This is a genomic window from Pelagibacterium halotolerans B2 (genome assembly GCF_000230555.1).
Lineage (GTDB): Bacteria > Pseudomonadota > Alphaproteobacteria > Rhizobiales > Devosiaceae > Pelagibacterium > Pelagibacterium halotolerans.
The window spans coordinates 1,613,763-1,632,542 of sequence record NC_016078.1; the positions used below are offsets into that span (position 1 = coordinate 1,613,763).

Consider the following 18,780-nt stretch of genomic DNA (forward strand, 5'->3'; position numbering starts at 1 on the left):
GATGCCATATACCGATCTGACATTGCGACCGTCCCGGCCCACCTGGCCGGCCATGCTCAATGGCATGAAATGCCGGTGTCCCAATTGCGGCCAGGGAAAGCTGTTTTCCAGCTACCTCAAGGTCGTCGATCAATGCGACGTTTGTGGTACCGAACTTTTCCACCATCGTGCCGACGATGCCCCGCCCTATATTGTGATTACCATCGTGGGCCATCTGGCCGTTGGGGCGGTTCTGCACATGGAGATGAGTTCGACCCCGCTCCATCCCCTGACCTACCTCTGGGTGATGATCCCTCTCATCATCATCTCCTCGCTGATCCTGCTGCCGATCACCAAGGGCGCTGTGGTCGGACTGCAATGGGCGCGCTACATGCACGGCTTCGACCCCGTGGGCGCGCATGACGATTTCGAGGACGACGAGCGGAGTTGATCCGCTTGACTTTTGGCGCGAAATGCATAGTTTGCGCCCAACGTGATTTTCCGAGCCGTGCGCAACCGTCGCGCGGCCTGTTTGTTTCAAAGGCTACCGCGATGGCAAAGTCCAACACGATCAAGATCAAGCTGGTTTCGACCGCCGACACCGGCTTTTACTACGTTGCCAAAAAGAACACCCGCACCGCGACCGAGAAGCTCTCGTTCCGCAAGTATGATCCGGTTGTTCGCAAGCACGTCGAATTCAAGGAAGCCAAGATCAAATAATCTGATCGAAAGCATCTGACGAACAAGAGAAACCCCGCCACGCAGCGGGGTTTTTGTTGTTTGCACCAAATGATCCTGAGCAAGGCGGGGTTGGCTGACCCGGTCCGGTTTGTCGAAGAGGCCACTCTTGTCCGATACCGGGCCAGCCGCCCTACGGATCAGGAGTTGCGGCGGACCTGAAAACCGTAGGGTTTTGTACTGAACTGGATCGCGCAAACGCGTCCGTCTCAGTGGTGCCAACCTACTCCGACGCCGCCGAAACGCCAAGCATTCCGGGGGCCTCATACGGCTGTTTCAGCATTAATAATGAAGGATTAACCTTACCGGAGCGGCCAGTCATGCAGCGTTGTGGACGACGCGATTGCGGCCGTTCCGCTTGGCTCTGTAGAGCGCAATATCGGCCCGTTTGATGATCGATTCGGACGTATCGTTATCCTGATCGTTCAGCGCCAGCCCGGCGCTCACCGTGATGGCGATCGGCTTTTCAGCACCGATGGTGAAACCCTCGTCGGCCATCGCGCTGCGCACGCGCTCGGCCACGCCCTGCGCGGCCTTCATGTCGGTATCGGGCATGACCACCACGAATTCCTCACCGCCGAAGCGACAGGCGAGATCGACCCCGCGAATGTTGCGCTGAAGCCGCGTGGCGAACTCCTTGAGCACAACATCGCCGGCATCGTGCCCATAGGTGTCGTTGACCGGCTTGAAATAGTCGATGTCGAGCAGCATCAGCGCCATGTCGCGATCCTGCTCCTGCGCCTTGTTGAGCACCATGGCCAGGTGCCGCTCGAAATAGCGCCGGTTATAGAGCCCGGTAAGCTCGTCGATGACCGCCATGGCCATTGTTGAATTGAGACTCTCGCGCAACTCGACGGTATAGCGCTGCCGCCGGATCTGGGTCTTGACCCGTGCCGAAAGCTCGTGGCGCTCGATAGGCCGCATGATGAAGTCATTGACGCCAAGATCGAGCGCCTTGACGACCTGCGGGCGGTCCTTGTCCTCGGCAACGAGAATGATAGGAACCGACCGCGTCTGGTCGACGGTGCGAATCTGTGAACAGATGCGCAGCGGATCGAACCCTTCCAGCGCCATGGAAACGATGGCCAGTTCGAACTCGCCGCCCGACATCTGGAAGACCGCCTCTGAAGGGTCGGTCAGGATCGAGACCGTGTGCGAATTGCGCAGATACGCCTCTATCCGTTCGGCCCTTGCCCGCTCCGTATCGATGACCAGAATGCGCCCGCCATCGACGGCAATCCCGAATTCGGTCCGTGCGGTATCTTCCAGCGCCAGTTCGTGGCTGGTGCGCGCGCGCGCGCGCAGCTCATCGCTCAATCCCTTGAGCCGGACGAGACTCTTGACCCGAGCCAGCAATTGCACGTCATCGACCGGCTTGGTCAGAAAATCGTCGGCGCCGGCTTCCAGCCCCCGCACGCGGTCGGAAGGCTGGTCGAGCGCCGTAATCATCACGATGGGGATGTGCGCCGTCACGGCGTCGCGCTTGAGAATCTGGCAGCAGGTGAACCCGTCCATTTCGGGCATCATCACGTCGAGCAGGACGATATCGATATCCTGGCTGCGGCAGATCTCGATGGCCTGGGCGCCCGATGCCGCTGTCACCACGTCGAAATACTCGGCAAGCAGGCGCGCTTCGAGCAATTTCACATTGGTGGGAATATCATCGACGATGAGCACTCGTGCAGTCACGGCGCGCGTCCCTTCGGCCCTGAATGAAGAATGGCGATCTGGCTATTCGGCCTTGCCAATATAGCTTTCAATCGTTTCCAAAAAGTGAGGCACGGAAATGGGCTTGGAGATGTAGCCCTCACATCCGCCTGAAAGGATGCGCTCTTCGTCGCCCTTCATGGCAAAGGCGGTAACCGCGATCACCGGAATGTGGGCGAGATCGTCGTCTTCCTTGAGCCATTTGGTGACAACCAGCCCCGAAACTTCGGGAAGCTGGATATCCATGAGGATCAGGTCGGGGCGATGTTCGCGCGCCAGATCCAGCGCCTCCAGCCCGTTGCGGGTCTGGATGGTGTCGTACCCGCGGGATTCGAGCAGGTCGTGAAAGAGCTTCATGTTGAGCTCGTTGTCTTCCACGATCATGACGGTCTTGGCCATCTGCCCTCGCCCGGCACCCGCGATTGGATGCTTTGAGTTGTCGATGCTTTGCGCTAACAGCAATGTGTTACGAAACAAGAAATACGCTGAGTCTGCCACCGTGCGCGATAGGGTCGATACACAAGAGCTTCTGGCCGTTGGCGACGCCTGCCTGTCCTGGCTCGCCGCCGACGTCAACGAACTCGAGCGCTTCATGGCACTGGCCGGCTATTCGCCGCAACGCCTTCGGGAATCGGTCGGAACTCGCGCCCTGGCCGAGGGCCTTGTCGATTATTTCGGGCGCCACGAAGCCCTGTTGCTGGCCATGTGCGCCAATGCCGGTCTGGATGTAAACCGGGTCATGCGGCTTTGGCACGGCCTCAACCCGCAGAGTTGATGCGATGACCGAAGGCGGACATCTGTGCCGCGATTGCTTTGCGACAGGGCAAAGCACAAAGGCCCCGGCCCGGTGCCTCAAATGCGGCTCGCCGCGTATCCTGCACCACCCTGAGCTGTTCTCCCTTTCCATCGCCCATATCGACTGCGACGCCTTTTACGCATCGGTCGAAAAGCGAGACGATCCGAGCCTGATCGACAAGCCGCTTATCGTCGGCGGTGGGCAGCGCGGTGTGGTTTCCACATGCTGTTACATTGCCCGCATGAGCGGGGTGAAATCGGCAATGCCGATGTTCCAGGCCAAACGCCTCTGCCCGCAGGCCGTCATCATCAAGCCCGACATGGCCAAATATGTCGGCGTGAGCCGCCAGATCCGGTCGCTGATGGATTCGCTGACCCCGCTCGTCCAGCCGCTCTCCATCGACGAGGCATTTCTCGATTTGTCCGGCACCGAAAAGGTGCACAAGGCGCCCCCCGCCATCTCGCTGGCTCGCCTTGCAAAGCGGATCGAGGACGAGATCGGCGTCACCATCTCGATCGGCCTCAGCCACAACAAATTCCTCGCCAAGATCGCCTCCGAACTCGACAAGCCGCGCGGCTTTGCCATCATCGGCAAGGCCGAAACCGTATCGCTGCTGGCCAAAAAACCGATCACCGTGATTTTCGGCGTCGGCAAGGTGATGGCGGAAACCTTACGCAAGGATGGTCTTGTCACCATCGGCCAGCTCCAGCAGCGCGCGCCCGAGGACCTCATGCGTCGCTACGGCGAGATGGGAGCCCGGCTGGCCAAGCTGGCACGCGGCGAGGATTACCGGCGTGTTTCGATCGACCGCGAAACCAAATCGGTAAGCACCGAAACGACGTTTTTCACCGACCTGTCCGATTTCGATTCGCTCTCGACCGCGCTGCTTTCGCTGTGCGAGCGGCTGTCCGAACGGCTTAAAAAGCAGCAACTGGTCGGAGATACGGTTACGGTAAAGCTCAAGACTGCAGGATTCAAATCGAGAACCCGCGCCCAGCACATCATGCTGCCCACCCAGCTTGCCACGACCCTTTACGAAACCGGCGTGAAGCTGCTGGCCCGCGAAGTGGACGGCACGGCCTTTCGCCTGCTGGGGATCGGTGTTACCGGTCTCGAAGCGGCTACCGGCGTCGATCCGGTCGACCTGATCGAACCCGAAATCGCCCGCAAGGCGGCTGCCGAGCGGGCCATGGACAAGGTGCGCGATAAATATGGCCGCGAGGCGCTTGTGAGGGGCAAGCTCTACCGCCAGTCGAAAACCAGAGAAATCAAACCGGAGACCGACGATGACGATCGAACAGAAACTCAATGATCTCGGCTACACCCTGCCCACCCCCGCGGCCCCTGCCGCCAGCTACGTTCCGGTGCGCCAGTCGGGCAAGCTGCTGTTCGTCTCCGGCCAGATTTCCCAGGGCCCCGACGGGGTCATGAAGGGTTGCCTCGGTGATGGCCTTGACGTTCAGGCCGGGCAAAAAGCCGCCGAGCTTTGCGCCGTCAGCATTCTGGCCCAGGTCAATACCGTCGTGCCGCTCTCCCAGATCAAGGCCATCCAGAAATTGACGGTCCTCGTTGCCTCGACCCCGGCATTCAACGAACAGCATCTCGTCGCCAACGGGGCGTCCGATCTGTTCATAAAACTGTTGGGTGACACCGGTAAGCACGCCCGCGCCGCGTTCGGCGTAGCCTCCCTGCCCCTTGGCGCGGCCGTCGAAATCGACGCCATAGTCGAAATTGAATAGACGTCCTTTCCCTCCCCAAGGCTCCATGACCGAATTCCCCTTCAATCGCCCCATTGCCCATCGCGGCCTTCATGACAGGGCCAATGGCATTATCGAAAATTCCCGCTCGGCATTTGAAGCCGCGATCGAGCGCGGCTTTGCCATCGAATGCGACGTGCAACTCACCCAGGACGGCGAGGCCGTTGTCTTTCATGACAACGAGCTTCAGCGCCTGACCGGCCAGGATGGTCTGGTATCGGAGATGACGGCCGAAGCGCTGTGCGTGATGCCGCTCACCGGCAGCGCCAGCGGCGATACCCCGATCCGCTTTAGCGATTTTCTCGCGGGCATTGCCGGGCAAGTGGGCCTGGTCGTCGAAATCAAGCAGCAGGACTATCCCGCGCAAACCCGGATGCTGGCCGAAAAAATCCTGTCCGACATCGCCGGGTATGAAGGGGCCATCGCCTTCAAATCCTTCGATCCTCTGGCGCTCAACGTCCTGCACAAAAAGGGTTATCGCGGCCCCTTGGGGATCATAACCTACGACTACAAGAGCCATGCCGACCACTTGAACGGCACGCAGAAATTTGTGCTGCGCAACACCTTGCACAGAGCCGTCTCGCACTTCACATTCATATCGTGCGAGCGCACGGCGCTGACCGCTCCGATGATCCGGCTGCGCCGGGCATTTGGCATCAAGGTGATGAGCTGGACAGTCCGCTCCAAAGATCAGGCGAACGCTGCGTTGCGGCACGCAGACCAGATAGTTTTTGAAGGATTCGATCCCGAAGCGTGAGTGACCATACCGAACTGACGATCTCGGTTCATCCATCAACGGCCTCTATCCCCTCCACCACATGGAACGCACTTGCATCCAGTGGTGGAGAAAATCCTGACAATCCATTCCTTGAACATGCCTTTTTTCTTGCGCTGGAAGAGTCGGGCTGCGCCACAGGCGCGACCGGCTGGCAACCCCAGCACATTCTGATTTCGCGCGGCGACACTCCCATCGGCCTGATGCCGCTGTTTCTCAAGTCGCACTCGATGGGCGAATATGTCTTCGATCACGCCTGGGCCGACGCCATCGAACGGGCCGGTGGAAACTACTATCCGAAACTTCAATCCTCTGTGCCCTTTACCCCCGCCAGCGCGCCCAAATTGCTGACCCGGGATGGCAGCACCGACACCCGGACGCTGCTACTCCAGGCCTCCGAAGCGCTGGCCGAGCGGCTTGGCGCCTCCTCGGTTCATGCGACCTTCGTCACCAGCGAAGAAGAAGCGCTCGCCGCCGGCACCGACTGGCTGGTGCGCCACGACACCCAGTTTCACTGGACCAACAAGGGGTTCGGCACATTCGATGATTTTCTCGACACGCTGCAATCGCGCAAGCGCAAGGCCATCCGCCGCGAGCGCCGTGAGGCACTGATAGAAGGCATCACCTGCGAATGGGTGACCGGAAACGATCTGACCGAAGCGCACTGGGACGCCTTTTATGAGTTCTATATGGACACCGGCGCCCGCAAATGGGGCCGCCCCTATCTCAACCGCGCTTTTTTCTCGCGCATCACCGAGACGATGTCTGACCGCATCGTCCTGATGCTGGCCCGCGACGGTGCCGACTATATCGCCGGAGCGCTCAATTTTCTTGGCGCCGACACGCTTTACGGCCGTAACTGGGGCGCCATCCGGGACGCGCCGTTCCTCCATTTCGAGCTCTGCTACTACCAGGCCATCGATTTCGCCATCGAACATGGCCTCAAGCGCGTCGAGGCCGGCGCCCAGGGACAGCACAAGCTGGCGCGCGGCTATGCCCCGGAAACCACCCGTTCGATCCATCACATCGTCCACCCCGGGCTGCGCCGCGCCGTTGCCGAATATCTCGAGGACGAACGCAAATATGTCGATCTGCAGAACCGGGAATTGGCCGACTACGCGCCTTTCCGCAAAGCATAGTGGCCCTTCCCGCCGCCAATCGGCTATAGCTCAAGCCAATCAGCAAGGGAGCGCACGATGACCGCTTACGATCCGGACAATATTTTCGGCAAGATCTTGAAGGGCGAAATCCCGAGCCACAAGGTTTACGAGGACGACGACACGCTGGCCTTCATGGACGTGATGCCCCAATCTCGCGGGCATACCCTCGTCATCCCCAAAACCGGCTCACGCAACCTGTTCGATGCCGAACCGCAGGTGCTCGCCAATCTGATCCAGAAAACCCAAAAGGTCGCCAGGGCCGTGATGACTGCCATGGATGCCGACGGACTTCGCCTTGCCCAGTTCAACGAAGCCCCCGCCGGACAGACCGTATTCCATCTCCATTTCCACATCATCCCCATGTATGAGGGCGTACCGCTCCGGCCTCACACCGGCGAAATGGCCGATCAGGACGAACTGGCCGCGCAGGCCGAAAAGATCCGCGCCGCGTTTTGAGCCTGTGGAAAATTGCGGGATTAAGGTGGATAACTCTGAGGATAATTGCGGGGAAAACCCAGCAAAAAAGGCCGGTCGAAAGACCGGCCTTTTTCATATTTTTCAGAGCGTTTTCGAACACGAAACCCCGCTTAGGTGTTCTGCTCGGCGCCCTTCGGCTTGGACTTGCGGGCCGGCTTCTTGCCGCCTTTGGGTCCGGTTATCGCCTTTGGCCTTGCCGGACGCGGGGGAACCGAGACCAGTTCGAGCCGCGCTTCGCTGCCCTCGCCGACCACCGTCACCTTGACCGAACCGCCCTTCTGGAGCAGGCCGAACAGCACTTCCTCGGCCAGCGGCTTCTTGACGTATTCCTGGATCACCCGGCCCAGAGGACGGGCGCCCATCTTTTCGTCATAGCCGCGCGCCGCCAACCAATCGGAGGCTTCGGGCGTCAACTCGATGGTGATGCCGCGTTCGGCAAGCTGGCCCTCAAGCTGGAGAATGAACTTCTCCACGACCCGGTTGACCGTCGAAGGCGGCAGTGGCGCGAACGAGATGATCGCATCGAGCCGGTTGCGGAACTCCGGCGTGAACATCCGGTTGATCGCTTCCTCGTCGTCGCCTTCCTGACGCACTCGGCCAAAGCCGATGGGCGATTTCGCCAGTTCGGTTGCACCCACATTCGACGTCATGATGAGAATGACGTTGCGGAAATCGACCTGCTTGCCCGAATGATCGGTGAGCTTGCCGTGATCCATGACCTGCAGGAGGATGTTGAAGAGGTCCGGATGGGCCTTTTCGATCTCGTCGAGCAGCAGGACCGAATGGGGGTGCTGGTCGACGCCATCGGTCATCAGCCCGCCCTGGTCGAACCCAACATAGCCCGGAGGCGCACCGATCAGCCGCGAAACGGTGTGACGCTCCATATATTCGGACATGTCGAAGCGCAGCAGCTCCACGCCCAGTGTATCGGCGAGCTGTTTGGCCACCTCGGTCTTGCCCACGCCCGTCGGGCCGGTGAACATGTACGAGCCGATGGGCTTTTCGGGCTCTCGCAGGCCGGCACGGGCCAGCTTGATGGCCGACGACAACGCGTCGATCGCCTTATCCTGCCCGAACACCACGCGCTTGAGATTGGCCTCGAGATTGCCCAGAAGCTCGGTGTCGGATTTGGAGACCGATTTCGGCGGAATGCGCGCAATGGTCGCCACAGTCGCCTCGATATCCTCGACGCCGATGGTCTTCTTGCGCTTGTCCTCGGTCACCAGCATCTGCCGGGCTCCGGTTTCGTCCACCACGTCGATGGCCTTGTCGGGCAGCTTGCGGTCGTTGATATAACGGGCCGAAAGCTCGACAGCGGCCTTGATGGCGTCGTCGGTATATTTGAGCTTGTGGTAATCCTCGAAATACGGACGCAGCCCCTTCATGATCTCGATGGCATCGGGGATCGTGGGCTCGTTGACGTCGATCTTCTGGAACCGGCGCACGAGAGCCCGGTCCTTTTCGAAGAACTGGCGATATTCCTTATAGGTGGTCGAGCCGATGCAACGAATCGCCCCCGAAGCCAAAGCGGGCTTCAAAAGGTTCGAAGCATCGAGCGCTCCGCCCGAAGTTGCCCCCGCGCCGATCACCGTATGGATCTCGTCGATGAAAAGAATGACGTTGTCCTTCTTTTCGAGCTCTTTCATGATCGCCTTGAGCCGCTCCTCGAAATCGCCGCGATAGCGGGTCCCCGCCAGCAGCGCACCCATGTCGAGCGCATAGATCACCGCCGTTTCAAGAACCTCGGGCACATCGGCCTCGATGATCCGGCGGGCCAGACCTTCGGCAATGGCTGTCTTGCCCACGCCGGGATCGCCCACGTAAAGCGGGTTATTCTTCGAACGACGGCAGAGCACCTGAATTGTGCGCTCAAGCTCAATGCCCCGGCCGATGAGCGGATCGATCTTCCCGGCCCGGGCCTTTTCATTGAGGTTGACGCAGAAATCGGCAAGAGCGGAACTCTGCTGCGGACCATTGCCGCCGCCGCGTTCCTGTTCCCCTTCAAATCCCGGTCCGCCTTCTTCGGCGCCGCGCACGGGCCGATCGGCATTGCGGCCGGATTTGGCGATGCCGTGGGAAATGAAGTTGACCGCGTCGAGGCGGGTCATGTCCTGCTGTTCGAGGAAATAGGCAGCGTGGCTTTCGCGCTCGGCGAAGATCGCAACGAGCACGTTGGCCCCGGTCACTTCCTCGCGCCCGGACGATTGAACGTGAATCACCGCGCGCTGGATGACGCGCTGAAACGCGGCCGTCGGACGGGCGTCCTGGCCGTTGGGCACAACGAGGCTATCGAGCTCCTCGTCGATGAACTCTTCGAGATCGGCCCTGAGCGACTCGATATCGACATCGCACCCGGTCAGAACCGAAATCGTATCGCGATCCTCGGTCAGCGCCAGCAGCAGGTGTTCGAGGGTCGCAAACTCATGACTGCGCTCCCGAGCCAGATTCATGGCCTGATGCAACGCCTTTTCGAGACCGCGAGAGAATGAAGGCATGTTGGTTCTATCCTATTGCTTTTCCATCACGCATTGCAGCGGATGCTGGTTTCGGCGCGCGGCATCCATGACGTTGGTGACCTTGGTTTCGGCCACCTCGTATGGATAAACCCCGCATTCCCCCACACCTTGATTATGGACGCTTAGCATAATGCGCGTCGCATCCTCCCGGGATTTGTTGAAGACCTCTTCTAAAATGAGGATGACGAACTCCATCGGCGTGTAGTCGTCATTGAGAAGCAGGACCCTGTAAAGGCTCGGCTTCTTGGTCTTCGTTCTGGTCTTGGTCGCGACGCCGGTCTGGCCATCGCTTCCCTGGTCCCTGTCCCGGTCATCCTTGCCCGGGCCAGCCCAGATTGCCCCCAGCACATCGCGCTGTGCGAGCAGACCGCCGCTGTGCGGCAGTTCCGGACCGGTGGGGAAGGCAGATTTTGGCACGGCACTTTCATCCCAAATCAGAAAGGCAAGATGGCCCCATTATGTAGGCAAAATCTCGGCCATGTTAAGGGGCGAAAATCCGATCAATCAGGTGTGATCGCCCACAAGCTTTTTGCTTCAAGTTTTAAGCACTTTACGGATTTGTAACCGCATCGGCCTAAAGTTCCTGCGAGTTGGGGTTTCCGGCGCCATCGGGGGACAGCGCGCGGCAGCCAAAGAGTAGAGTAACGGTGCGGCGTTTTTCGTACCGGTCCAGTAAAGAGTTGGAGTATCGGGTGCCGACCCTTCTGCGTATCGATTCCGCACGCGTCCCTTTTGTGCGCTTTTTTCTCACGGTTCTGATCGCGGCAATGGCTTTTGCCGCCGTATCCGCTCCCGCGGCGGCGCAAAACGTGCCGCGCGCCTTTGCCGGCATCGCTGTTGACGCCAAAACCGGCCAGGTCCTCTATCAGGATGACGCCAACGAATTGCGGTATCCCGCCTCACTCACCAAGGTGATGACGCTCTATATCCTGTTCCAGGAACTCGAAGCCGGCCGGCTCCGGCTCGACAGCAAATTGTCGGTGTCGGCCCACGCCGCCGCTGCCGTTCCCACAAAGCTCTACGTGCAGCGTGGCTCGACCATCAGCGTCGAAAACGCCATCAAGGCACTGGTCACCCTTTCAGCCAACGACGTCGCCCGCGTCATCGGCGAAAACATTTCCGGCACCGAAAGCAAGTTCGGCGAGCGCATGACCCAGACGGCCCGCGCGCTGGGCATGAGCCGAACGACCTATAAGAACGCCTCCGGCCTGCCCGACAGCGGCCAGGTCACGACTGCTGCCGACCAGGCCACCCTGGCTCGCGCCATCTATCTTCATTTCCCCCATTATTACGAATATTTCCAGACCCGCAGCTTCACGTATGGTTCCAAGACCTATGGCAACCACAACGCGCTGTTGGGCCAGAACGGCGTCGATGGCATCAAGACCGGCTATATCAATGCGTCGGGCTACAACCTGATGACCGCCGCCCGCTCCAACAACCGCCATATCGTGGTGATCGGCCTGGGCTTCAACACCGGCGCCGCCCGCAACGCGCGTGTGGCAGAACTCGTGCGGACCTACCTGCCCAAGGCGCGCCAGGGCGATTACTGGCGCGAGGCGATGATCCCGCGTCCGACCCTGCTCGGCAACGGCATCGCCGTGGCCTCGGCAGGCGCCGCCGTGCCCCTCAATCGCCTGCCGCCCGGCCGGCCCGTCAGCCTCCTGCCCGTCATCACCGCCGAACAGGCCATGCAGGTGGCTTCACTCAGCCAGTCGGCCCCTGAATCCGCACCGGTCTCGAACGAGCCCGACACCATCCCCTTCCAGGTGGTGTCAGCCGACGATATCCCGGCGCGTCCCGGTGACAACGCCCTCGATCAGGCGACCTATGTCGCAACCGGCGTCATGCCCTCCGATGCTCCCGTCTATCCCGCCGACGACCCGATCGGCGCATGGATTGCCGAATCTCTTCAGCTCGGCCCGCAGCCCGGTCAGGTTCTCGTGCCGCCCGCGCCCATCGCGCGTCCGGACGGCCTGGCGCTTGACCCCATGAGCACCAACAGTGCTGCGACCGTTCCGGCCGGTGGCTGGGTCGTCCAGGTCGGCGCCGCCGATAGCGAGGACAGTGCCGAGCAGATGCTCAGCGAGGCGACCTCGACATACGATCAGCTCGCCAACCTTCGCAGCTATGTGGAAACCTTCGAGCGCAACGGCGTCACCTATTACCGCGCGCGTTTCGCTGGATTTGCCGATCGCACCCAGGCCCGCACCACCTGCGACGCGCTCTCGCAAGCCTCGATCAACTGCCTCACGGTCCAGGGTTAACCAACAACACGATCGAACAGTCTTCGAAAATTGGCGCAAATGTATGGAGTAGCCCAATGAGCGAAATGACCCGACTTTCCGAGCTTGGCCAGTTCCAGCCCCGCTCTCCGCTGGCTTCGGACGATGATGCCGTGCGCGCTCAGTCCCTGCGCCTGCTGGCGCGCGGACTTGGCGAAAACAAGCCCGTCCACCGCCGCATGTCCGACATGCTTTCGGTGGTGCTGGCGCTCTCGGCACGTACTCGCCGCATGGTTCTGCCGCGTGTTTCGGTCGATGTCGACGTTTTCGACCCCGCAGGACGCCGCGCCCTGCGCATGTACATGCCACAGCAAGACTGACTGCACGGAACTCCCTGCCCACGCTGGCGTTGCCTCCGGTATCCAACGGAGGCGAACATGGACGTTGCAGGCAAAATCGCCCTGGTCACCGGTGGCGGTTCCGGGCTGGGCAGGGCCAGCGCCCTCAAGCTGGCCGAACGAGGCGCCGACATCGCGCTTCTCAGCCGCACGATGGAAGAGGTCGACGCCGTCGCCGGGCAGATCACCCGGTTGGGCCGCAAGGCGCTCCCCCTCTACGCCGACATCTCCGACGTCGCCGACATGCAGGCAGCGTTCGACCAGATCACCGAGACGTTCGGGCGTCTCGATATCGTTTTCGCCAATGCCGGCATCAACGGCACCTGGGCGCCAATCGAGGAACTGATGGTCGAGGATTGGGATCGGACCATTGCGGTCAACCTGCGCGGCACCTTCCTCACCCTCCATCACGCCGTACCGCTGATGAAGGCGCGTGGCGGCTCGATCGTCATCACCTCCTCGATCAATGGGACTCGAACCTTCACAACCGCGGGAGCATCGGCCTATTCCACAACAAAGGCCGGGCAGGTTGCCCTCGCCCAGATGGCCGCGCTCGAGCTTGCCAAGCACCGCATCCGCGTCAACGCCATCTGCCCGGGCGCCATCGAAAGCCAGATCGACGAGAACACCGAGCGCCGCAATGTGGAAAAGGCAGCCGAACCCGCCCACTACCCGGAAGGGGATATCCCGCTGACGGACGGGGCACCCGGCAAGGCTGACGACGTCGCCGATCTCGTCTGCTTTCTGGCCTCGGATGCTTCAAGACACATCACGGGCACCCCCATCTGGATCGATGGAGCACAATCGCTTCTGGTTTGAGAAAGCGGTATCTTAGAGCGCATCCAGGATAAGTGGGTACCACTTATCCGGTTCGGAAGCGCGACAAAACAAGGACTTAGAACAATAGAAGCGATTCGAAGAAGCGCTGAAATGCTCTAAACCGGCCCCGCCAGCACGCGCTGTTCGCGGACATCGGAGCGCCGGTGGCCCGCAAACAGATTGAGCGCTTCGAGCAACAGCCGGTATTCCTGCCGCGCGCCGATATGGCTCATGGTCGGCATGCCGCCCAAAGCGTCCTCGTCGAGCGGATCGAAAACCGTCATGCCGATGGGAAACAGCGAGCGGAAGATCACTCGCTCGGCAATCCCGTCTGCCACGCGGCACCCGACACGCTCGGCGACGTTCTCGAGCCCGGTCTGTACCAGCCGCGTGTTGCGCGAATTGAGCATGGAGATACGATTGCGCACCATGACCCAGTCGATGGTACGCCCGTCGATGGCCAGTCGTTCGCGGCGGGAGCGTTGAACCAGCCGCGTATAATGGCTCAATTCGATCAGCGCGCCACTGTCGGGCTCGATCCGGGCGATGACGTCCAGATCGATAAGGCTGTCATTGAGCGGCGTAATCAACGTATCGGCCAGCGAATGGGCAATGCGCGTCAGATGGGTGTCGAAGCCGGGCGTGTCGATGATGAGGTAATCGACCTCTCGTTCCACCTCGGCCACCGCCTGGCGAAACATCTCGAACTCGATATCCGCATTCTTTTCAAGCGAGTCGCCCCTGCCCTGGGGAAGATGGAAATGGGTGGAATGGGGAACCTTCAGACTGTGGGCTTTGGCCCATTCGCGCCGGTTGCGCACATATGTCGTCAGCGTGTGCTGACGGCTGTCGGCATCGATCGTGGCGACGCGAAAGCCCTCATAGAGCAGATGGACGGCGAGATGTATCGCCGTAGTGGACTTGCCCGAGCCACCTTTTTCGTTGCCCAGGACGATGACATGCGCATTCGATCGCTGCATTGATCCGACTCTAACCCTTGCCCCCAAAAAGCGTTGCACAGCTTGTGTGCTTCGCAAAACCCGCACAAGTACGAATTTTGCGCATCGGCTCCAGCTTAGTTCGCATTTGATTTACATTTTATAAACGAATGGCCGGCGCGACCTATGTGCGCCGGCCATGCCGAATCGCAATCATGGGTCCATCAGATCCAGTACGGCGGCACACCGTAATAGGTATAGATGTCCATGGCACGCTGCCGGTCGTCCCAGGCGAAGTCATCGTCCGCATCATAGCGCGGAGCGGCATCGAGGTCCGCCTTGGAAATGTCGGTGCGATAGCCGCCAATGCTCTCGTCATAGGTCAATTTGGCCCATGGGATCGGATAGTGGTCGTCCCCGATGCCGAGGAAACCGCCGAAGCTGAGCACCGCATAGGCGACCTTGCCGCTGAGCTTGTCGATCATCACCCTTTCGATGGTGCCGATCTTGTCATTGGCAAGACTGTAAACCGCTGTGCCTTCAACCTTGTCGCTGCCGATCAGATTGCCGCTTTCGCGGCTGTCGAGATCGCGGGCACGAAGTCCGTTGTCTGTTCTGGGGTCCATTGCAAGTCTCCATCGCTGGTTGCACTGGCGAGTCAACGGAATTGACTCTGTGGAGTTCCAGCGACGGCAAACTAAGGCAAGCGGACGTCGAACCGGCTCAGAGCAGCCCCAATTGGGCCAGTTCTTCGGCCATGCCCTCAGGCGGCGATTCTTCCCCCGCACGCGCCAGATCCGGCGGAGCATCCTTGGCCTGCAGATAGCGCCACCCCTGGAAAGGGCGCCGCGGATAGGGCGTCGTGCGGATCAGTTCGGGCTCGAGAAGGATGTCGCAGCACGATCGCCCCTCCCCGTCGGTCTCCGCCTTGAGATCGGCAATCACCTGCCGGGCACGGACCGCCCCGGCGATAACCCAGTATAACGATCCCTGCCCCACGATCTCGTCGGCCTTTTTGGGCATCATGCGGGTGCGATGAACATTGAGCCCGTCCGGACGCCCGAACCCCTGCTCGCGGCGCAGGGTTCGCCATTCGATAAGCTCCTCGACCGAGGAAACACCAACACAAAGCTTGATGATATGCATGGGGAACCACCCAAAAAGAAAATGGGGCGACCGTTTCCGGGCACCCCATTGTCGTAACTGAATCTGTCTCTTGCCGAAAGGCCGTATCAGGCGCCAGCAATGACAGAAACAATGAAACCGAGCGAGATCAAGCCGACACAGGTCCAGCTTGCAGCTCGCCAGCATACGGCCTTGGATTGGCTACGCATGCAAGCTCCTTGCGCTGTTGCAAAAGCGGTGAGCGCCATCTCTGCCGCTCACCGGTAACGCCTAATTAACTACGCAATCTCGGTTCCGCAAGCCATGATTGAGCCACATTCGCGCAATTCACGCTTGCAATCCGCGCATGGCTGCCGAATCACAGCTCAGAAAAGCCCGAACCACCACCCGGCCAGGGTCAGGAAGGCGAAGAACCCGATCACGTCGGTGAACGTCATGACAAAGGTCGATGAGGCCACCGCCGGATCCACCTTGAGCTTGTTGAGCAGCATTGGAATAAGAATGCCGCAGCCGCCTGCAACGATCATGTTGACCACCATCGCCATGCCGATCACCAGCCCGAGCGCCGGATTGGCGAAGCGGAACCCTGTGATGAGCCCGAGCAGCACGGCAAAGATCACCCCGTTCGTGAGCCCGACAAGCAATTCGCGGCGGATCAACCGCCAGGCATTGTTCTTGTCCAGTTCCCGTTGCGATATGGCGCGCACGGTAACCGTCATGGTCTGGGTGCCCGCCACCCCGCCCATGGAAGCGACGATCGGCATCAGCACCGCCAGCGCAACCATCTGCTCGATGGTGCCGTCGAACAGCCCGATCACCAGCGAAGCGAGGGTTGCCGTGCCCAGATTGACCAGCAGCCACGTTGCACGGCTGCGCACCACGCCCGGCACGGTGCGCGAAATGTCCTCGTCGCCCACGCCGCCGAGACGGTGAATATCCTCGCTCGCCTCTTCATTGATGACGTCGACGATGTCGTCGATGGTCAGAACGCCCACGAGCCGCTTGCTCTCGTCGACCACCGCCACTTCGACCTGATCGTAGCGCTCGAAGATGCGCGCCGCCTCTTCCTGGTCGAGCGTTGCGTCGATCTGGCGGACCTGGGTGTTCATGATGTCTTCGATGCGGGTCGCCCGCTGCACGCGGAGAATGCGATCCAGCGGAATGGTGCCCAGCAGGTTGAAACCCGGGTTGACGACATAGATCTGGTAGAAATCGTCGGGCAGATCGTCATTGGTGCGCAGATAGTCGATGGTCTGGCCAACCGTCCAGAACGGCGGAATGGCAATGAAATCGGTCTGCATCCGCCGGCCGGCGGAATCCTCGGGAAAGTCGAGGCTGCGCTTGAGCGAGATGCGATCGAAAGCCGGCATCTGCGCCAGAATTTCGTCCCGGTCCTCCTCATCGATGTCTTCGAGGATATAGACGGCGTCGTCGCTGTCGAGGTCGGCGACACCGCGCGCGATCTCGGCATTGGGCAACTCTTCCATAAGGTCGATACGGACTGAATCATCGACCTCGGTCAGCGCCGAATAATCGAAGGCATCGCCCAGCAGCATGACCAGCCGAACCCGGTCGTCCGCCGGCAGCGCTTCGATCACATCGCCGGTTTCCGATTCATGGAGCGGTTCCATGCGGGCGCGCAGCGCCTCGGCATCTCCGGTCTCGATCTCGGCGCGCAGCGCCTCATACCAATCGGTGCGAAGACGGCCATCCGCGTCATAGATGGTGCTCATCGCCTCGTGGGGTTCCGGTCCGGTCGATGCAGCGTCTTCCATGCAACTCTCCTTCCCGGTTTTCGCGATGACGCGACTCTTCAAGCGTTGAATATGGCCTACCCCATCCGCCTGTCATTTGCCACAGCGCAATCGCATGGCAGCCACGCGCATTAAGTAGTTTAGCCTAAAGCCATATAAGGACACCCTTATCGCCAGTGCTCTCAGTCTCGCCGCATGCAATGGAGGCTGGGATGAGTATCGGTGGCCAGGGACTCAAAGGATGGATGCAAATCGCCGCATGGACGGTTTGCGGACCATTGTTCTGCGTTCTGGTCGCGCTCGGTTACAACATCGTGACATTTGCCTCCTTTCCCGGCGAAATTCAGGTCCGCGCGGCATTTGCCGCAATCGCGGTACCGCTCGGGCTGGCCACGCCCTTCTTTTTCTATTTCTCCATCAAGCTGCGCGAGCTCGCCCTGGCCAACAGCCAGCTCAGCCGGCTGGCGGCTACGGACGGGTTGACCAAGTGCCTCAACCGAACGGCTTTCACGGCGCTGGTCGAGGCGCGACTTGAAGCCCTGGTGCCCCAGGGAGACCAAGTCCATGGCGCCCTGCTCATCATCGATGCCGACAATTTCAAGCAGATCAACGATCGCTTCGGCCATCACAATGGCGATATCGCCCTGACCCTGATCTCCCGCGCCATCCGCTCGTCGGTACGGGCCGGCGACAATGTGGGTCGGCTGGGCGGCGAGGAGTTCGGCGTGTTCCTGCCCGTTGTCGACCGGTATGGCGCCGAGATCGTGGCCGAACGGCTTCGCCGCGCCGTTGAAAAGCTGGCTTTCGTCGCCGATGGCAACCGGCACCAGCTTTCAGTGAGCGTCGGCGGCGTGGTGTTCGACCGTCGTACGGGCTTTGAGGACCTGTTCAAGCTCGCTGACGCGCAGCTCTACGCCGCCAAGAGCGAGGGGCGCAACACAGTGAGACTGATCGGGTGTGCAACGAGCGGCGCCGGCTTTGCAATCCTCGATGCCTGAGGCTATCTAGGCCGCATGGTCGCCAATCCCGATTGCATCAAGCGCTATTTCGACGACGACGTAGTTGCCGTTGCAAAGCGGTTGATCGGGGCGCAATTTCTTGTCGGTGGCGTCGGCGGCACTATCGTCGAGACCGAGGCCTATGACCAGAACGAGCCCGCATCTCACAGCTTCCGCGGCCCGACGCCGCGAAACAGGGCAATGTTTAGCGCTCCCGGCACGGTCTATGTCTATCGCAGCTATGGCATCCACTGGTGCGCCAACTTTGTCTGCCGGTCCGGCTGTGCCGTGCTCATCAGGGCACTCGTGCCAACCGATGGAATCGAGCAAATGATCGACCGGCGTGGACTGTCGGACCCATGGAAACTCTGCGCCGGGCCCGGGCGGCTGGCGCAGGCCCTCGGGATCGACCTGAGCCACAATGACCGCTTGCTCTCGGACAGCCGCTTCAGTTTCACCCCGGCATCCCTGGAAGGCACGATAATCGCCGGCCCGCGCATCGGCATCACCAGGGCCACGGACCTGCCCTGGCGGTTCGGGCTGCCCGAAAGCAAATATCTCAGCCGTCCCTTCAAGAAAAACGGCCCCTCAGAGGTCTGAGGAGCCGCTCGATATCGG

Annotated in this window: 21 protein-coding genes; 13 read left to right on the forward strand and 8 right to left on the reverse strand. The window is 60.7% G+C overall.

The annotated features are described in order from the left end of the window. The first annotated feature begins 1 nt into the window (after position 1). Positions 2-430 (forward strand): DUF983 domain-containing protein, encoded by a 429-nt coding sequence (locus tag KKY_RS07785; RefSeq protein WP_014130774.1) that lies wholly within the window; start codon positions 2-4, stop codon positions 428-430. A gap of 101 nt (positions 431-531) precedes the next feature. Beyond that, the gene (gene rpmG, locus KKY_RS07790) at positions 532-699 is read left to right on the forward strand and encodes a 50S ribosomal protein L33 (RefSeq protein WP_014130775.1); all 168 of its coding nucleotides are present in this window, start codon (positions 532-534) and stop codon (positions 697-699) included. 336 nt (positions 700-1,035) lie between these two features. Here the strand turns inward: rpmG and KKY_RS07795 are convergent, their stop codons facing one another. Both KKY_RS07795 and KKY_RS07800 read right to left on the reverse strand, forming a co-directional pair. After that, on the reverse strand, positions 1,036-2,406 hold the full coding sequence (locus KKY_RS07795; RefSeq protein WP_014130776.1) for a PleD family two-component system response regulator: 1,371 nt from the start codon (positions 2,404-2,406) through the stop codon (positions 1,036-1,038). Between the two features lie 42 nt (positions 2,407-2,448). Then, the gene (locus tag KKY_RS07800) at positions 2,449-2,823 is read right to left on the reverse strand and encodes a response regulator (protein WP_014130777.1); all 375 of its coding nucleotides are present in this window, start codon (positions 2,821-2,823) and stop codon (positions 2,449-2,451) included. Between the two features lie 100 nt (positions 2,824-2,923). Between KKY_RS07800 and KKY_RS07805 the strand changes: the two genes are divergently transcribed. Genes KKY_RS07805 through KKY_RS07830 form a run of 6 tightly spaced genes read left to right on the forward strand, consistent with a single transcriptional unit; the run spans position 2,924 to position 7,368 of the window. After that, positions 2,924-3,199 carry a DUF3572 family protein gene (locus KKY_RS07805; protein ID WP_014130778.1) on the forward strand — a complete coding sequence of 92 codons (276 nt, stop codon included), beginning with the start codon at positions 2,924-2,926 and terminating at the stop codon, positions 3,197-3,199. A 4-nt stretch (positions 3,200-3,203) separates the two neighbouring features. Beyond that, on the forward strand, positions 3,204-4,532 hold the full coding sequence (locus KKY_RS07810) for a DNA polymerase IV (RefSeq protein WP_014130779.1): 1,329 nt from the start codon (positions 3,204-3,206) through the stop codon (positions 4,530-4,532). Then, the gene (locus KKY_RS07815) at positions 4,507-4,959 is read left to right on the forward strand and encodes a RidA family protein (protein ID WP_014130780.1); all 453 of its coding nucleotides are present in this window, start codon (positions 4,507-4,509) and stop codon (positions 4,957-4,959) included. Before KKY_RS07810 ends, KKY_RS07815 begins: the two co-directional genes overlap by 26 nt. Positions 4,960-4,984: 25 nt before the next feature. Further along, positions 4,985-5,734 carry a glycerophosphodiester phosphodiesterase family protein gene (locus KKY_RS07820; protein WP_014130781.1) on the forward strand — a complete coding sequence of 250 codons (750 nt, stop codon included), beginning with the start codon at positions 4,985-4,987 and terminating at the stop codon, positions 5,732-5,734. After that, on the forward strand, positions 5,731-6,891 hold the full coding sequence (locus KKY_RS07825) for a GNAT family N-acetyltransferase (RefSeq protein WP_014130782.1): 1,161 nt from the start codon (positions 5,731-5,733) through the stop codon (positions 6,889-6,891). The genes KKY_RS07820 and KKY_RS07825 overlap by 4 nt, the downstream gene beginning before the upstream one ends. Positions 6,892-6,948: 57 nt before the next feature. Continuing rightward, positions 6,949-7,368 (forward strand): HIT family protein, encoded by a 420-nt coding sequence (locus KKY_RS07830; RefSeq protein ID WP_014130783.1) that lies wholly within the window; start codon positions 6,949-6,951, stop codon positions 7,366-7,368. A 131-nt stretch (positions 7,369-7,499) separates the two neighbouring features. On the opposite strand, the gene clpA is transcribed toward KKY_RS07830, so the two are convergent. Continuing rightward, positions 7,500-9,884 carry an ATP-dependent Clp protease ATP-binding subunit ClpA gene (gene clpA / locus KKY_RS07835; RefSeq protein WP_014130784.1) on the reverse strand — a complete coding sequence of 795 codons (2,385 nt, stop codon included), beginning with the start codon at positions 9,882-9,884 and terminating at the stop codon, positions 7,500-7,502. A 12-nt stretch (positions 9,885-9,896) separates the two neighbouring features. Then, complete coding sequence (clpS, locus tag KKY_RS07840) at positions 9,897-10,241, reverse strand: ATP-dependent Clp protease adapter ClpS (protein ID WP_041529237.1); 345 nt, start codon at positions 10,239-10,241, stop codon at positions 9,897-9,899. A 356-nt stretch (positions 10,242-10,597) separates the two neighbouring features. Between clpS and KKY_RS07845 the strand changes: the two genes are divergently transcribed. From KKY_RS07845 to KKY_RS07855, 3 genes are read left to right on the forward strand one after another with little or no spacing between them, the layout of a single operon-like run. Further along, positions 10,598-12,172 carry a serine hydrolase gene (locus KKY_RS07845; protein ID WP_014130786.1) on the forward strand — a complete coding sequence of 525 codons (1,575 nt, stop codon included), beginning with the start codon at positions 10,598-10,600 and terminating at the stop codon, positions 12,170-12,172. Positions 12,173-12,228: 56 nt separating this feature from the next. After that, positions 12,229-12,510: a hypothetical protein gene (locus KKY_RS07850; protein WP_014130787.1), complete on the forward strand. Its 282-nt coding sequence runs from the start codon at positions 12,229-12,231 to the stop codon at positions 12,508-12,510. Positions 12,511-12,567: 57 nt separating this feature from the next. Then, positions 12,568-13,347 carry an SDR family oxidoreductase gene (locus KKY_RS07855; protein ID WP_014130788.1) on the forward strand — a complete coding sequence of 260 codons (780 nt, stop codon included), beginning with the start codon at positions 12,568-12,570 and terminating at the stop codon, positions 13,345-13,347. A gap of 116 nt (positions 13,348-13,463) precedes the next feature. Here KKY_RS07855 and KKY_RS07860 read toward each other — a convergent pair whose 3' ends face one another. From KKY_RS07860 to mgtE, 4 genes are all read right to left on the reverse strand, one after another. Then, on the reverse strand, positions 13,464-14,327 hold the full coding sequence (locus KKY_RS07860) for a division plane positioning ATPase MipZ (protein WP_014130789.1): 864 nt from the start codon (positions 14,325-14,327) through the stop codon (positions 13,464-13,466). 182 nt (positions 14,328-14,509) lie between these two features. After that, the gene (locus KKY_RS07865) at positions 14,510-14,911 is read right to left on the reverse strand and encodes a PRC-barrel domain-containing protein (protein ID WP_014130790.1); all 402 of its coding nucleotides are present in this window, start codon (positions 14,909-14,911) and stop codon (positions 14,510-14,512) included. A 97-nt stretch (positions 14,912-15,008) separates the two neighbouring features. Then, a complete protein-coding gene (locus tag KKY_RS07870; RefSeq protein ID WP_014130791.1) occupies positions 15,009-15,431 on the reverse strand; it encodes a DUF1489 family protein in 423 nt (140 codons plus the stop codon). A gap of 344 nt (positions 15,432-15,775) precedes the next feature. Beyond that, the gene (gene mgtE / locus KKY_RS07875) at positions 15,776-17,185 is read right to left on the reverse strand and encodes a magnesium transporter (protein WP_014130792.1); all 1,410 of its coding nucleotides are present in this window, start codon (positions 17,183-17,185) and stop codon (positions 15,776-15,778) included. A gap of 191 nt (positions 17,186-17,376) precedes the next feature. Here mgtE and KKY_RS07880 point away from each other — a divergent pair, with 191 nt between their 5' ends. Then, positions 17,377-18,162: a GGDEF domain-containing protein gene (locus tag KKY_RS07880; protein WP_014130793.1), complete on the forward strand. Its 786-nt coding sequence runs from the start codon at positions 17,377-17,379 to the stop codon at positions 18,160-18,162. 15 nt (positions 18,163-18,177) lie between these two features. Continuing rightward, positions 18,178-18,762, forward strand: coding sequence for a DNA-3-methyladenine glycosylase (locus KKY_RS07885; protein WP_014130794.1), 585 nt, complete (start codon positions 18,178-18,180; stop codon positions 18,760-18,762). Positions 18,763-18,780 lie beyond the last annotated feature (18 nt).

Coding starts and splice junctions, on each gene's coding strand:
- KKY_RS07785 (WP_014130774.1), top strand. CDS start 2: ATGCCATATACCGATCTGACATTGCGACCGTCCCGGCCCACCTGGCCG.
- rpmG (WP_014130775.1), top strand. CDS start 532: ATGGCAAAGTCCAACACGATCAAGATCAAGCTGGTTTCGACCGCCGAC.
- KKY_RS07800 (WP_014130777.1), bottom strand. CDS start 2,823: ATGGCCAAGACCGTCATGATCGTGGAAGACAACGAGCTCAACATGAAG.
- KKY_RS07810 (WP_014130779.1), top strand. CDS start 3,204: ATGACCGAAGGCGGACATCTGTGCCGCGATTGCTTTGCGACAGGGCAA.
- KKY_RS07815 (WP_014130780.1), top strand. CDS start 4,507: ATGACGATCGAACAGAAACTCAATGATCTCGGCTACACCCTGCCCACC.
- KKY_RS07820 (WP_014130781.1), top strand. CDS start 4,985: ATGACCGAATTCCCCTTCAATCGCCCCATTGCCCATCGCGGCCTTCAT.
- KKY_RS07830 (WP_014130783.1), top strand. CDS start 6,949: ATGACCGCTTACGATCCGGACAATATTTTCGGCAAGATCTTGAAGGGC.
- clpA (WP_014130784.1), bottom strand. CDS start 9,884: ATGCCTTCATTCTCTCGCGGTCTCGAAAAGGCGTTGCATCAGGCCATG.
- KKY_RS07850 (WP_014130787.1), top strand. CDS start 12,229: ATGAGCGAAATGACCCGACTTTCCGAGCTTGGCCAGTTCCAGCCCCGC.
- KKY_RS07855 (WP_014130788.1), top strand. CDS start 12,568: ATGGACGTTGCAGGCAAAATCGCCCTGGTCACCGGTGGCGGTTCCGGG.
- KKY_RS07860 (WP_014130789.1), bottom strand. CDS start 14,327: ATGCAGCGATCGAATGCGCATGTCATCGTCCTGGGCAACGAAAAAGGT.
- KKY_RS07865 (WP_014130790.1), bottom strand. CDS start 14,911: ATGGACCCCAGAACAGACAACGGACTTCGTGCCCGCGATCTCGACAGC.
- KKY_RS07870 (WP_014130791.1), bottom strand. CDS start 15,431: ATGCATATCATCAAGCTTTGTGTTGGTGTTTCCTCGGTCGAGGAGCTT.
- mgtE (WP_014130792.1), bottom strand. CDS start 17,185: ATGGAAGACGCTGCATCGACCGGACCGGAACCCCACGAGGCGATGAGC.
- KKY_RS07880 (WP_014130793.1), top strand. CDS start 17,377: ATGAGTATCGGTGGCCAGGGACTCAAAGGATGGATGCAAATCGCCGCA.
- KKY_RS07885 (WP_014130794.1), top strand. CDS start 18,178: ATGGTCGCCAATCCCGATTGCATCAAGCGCTATTTCGACGACGACGTA.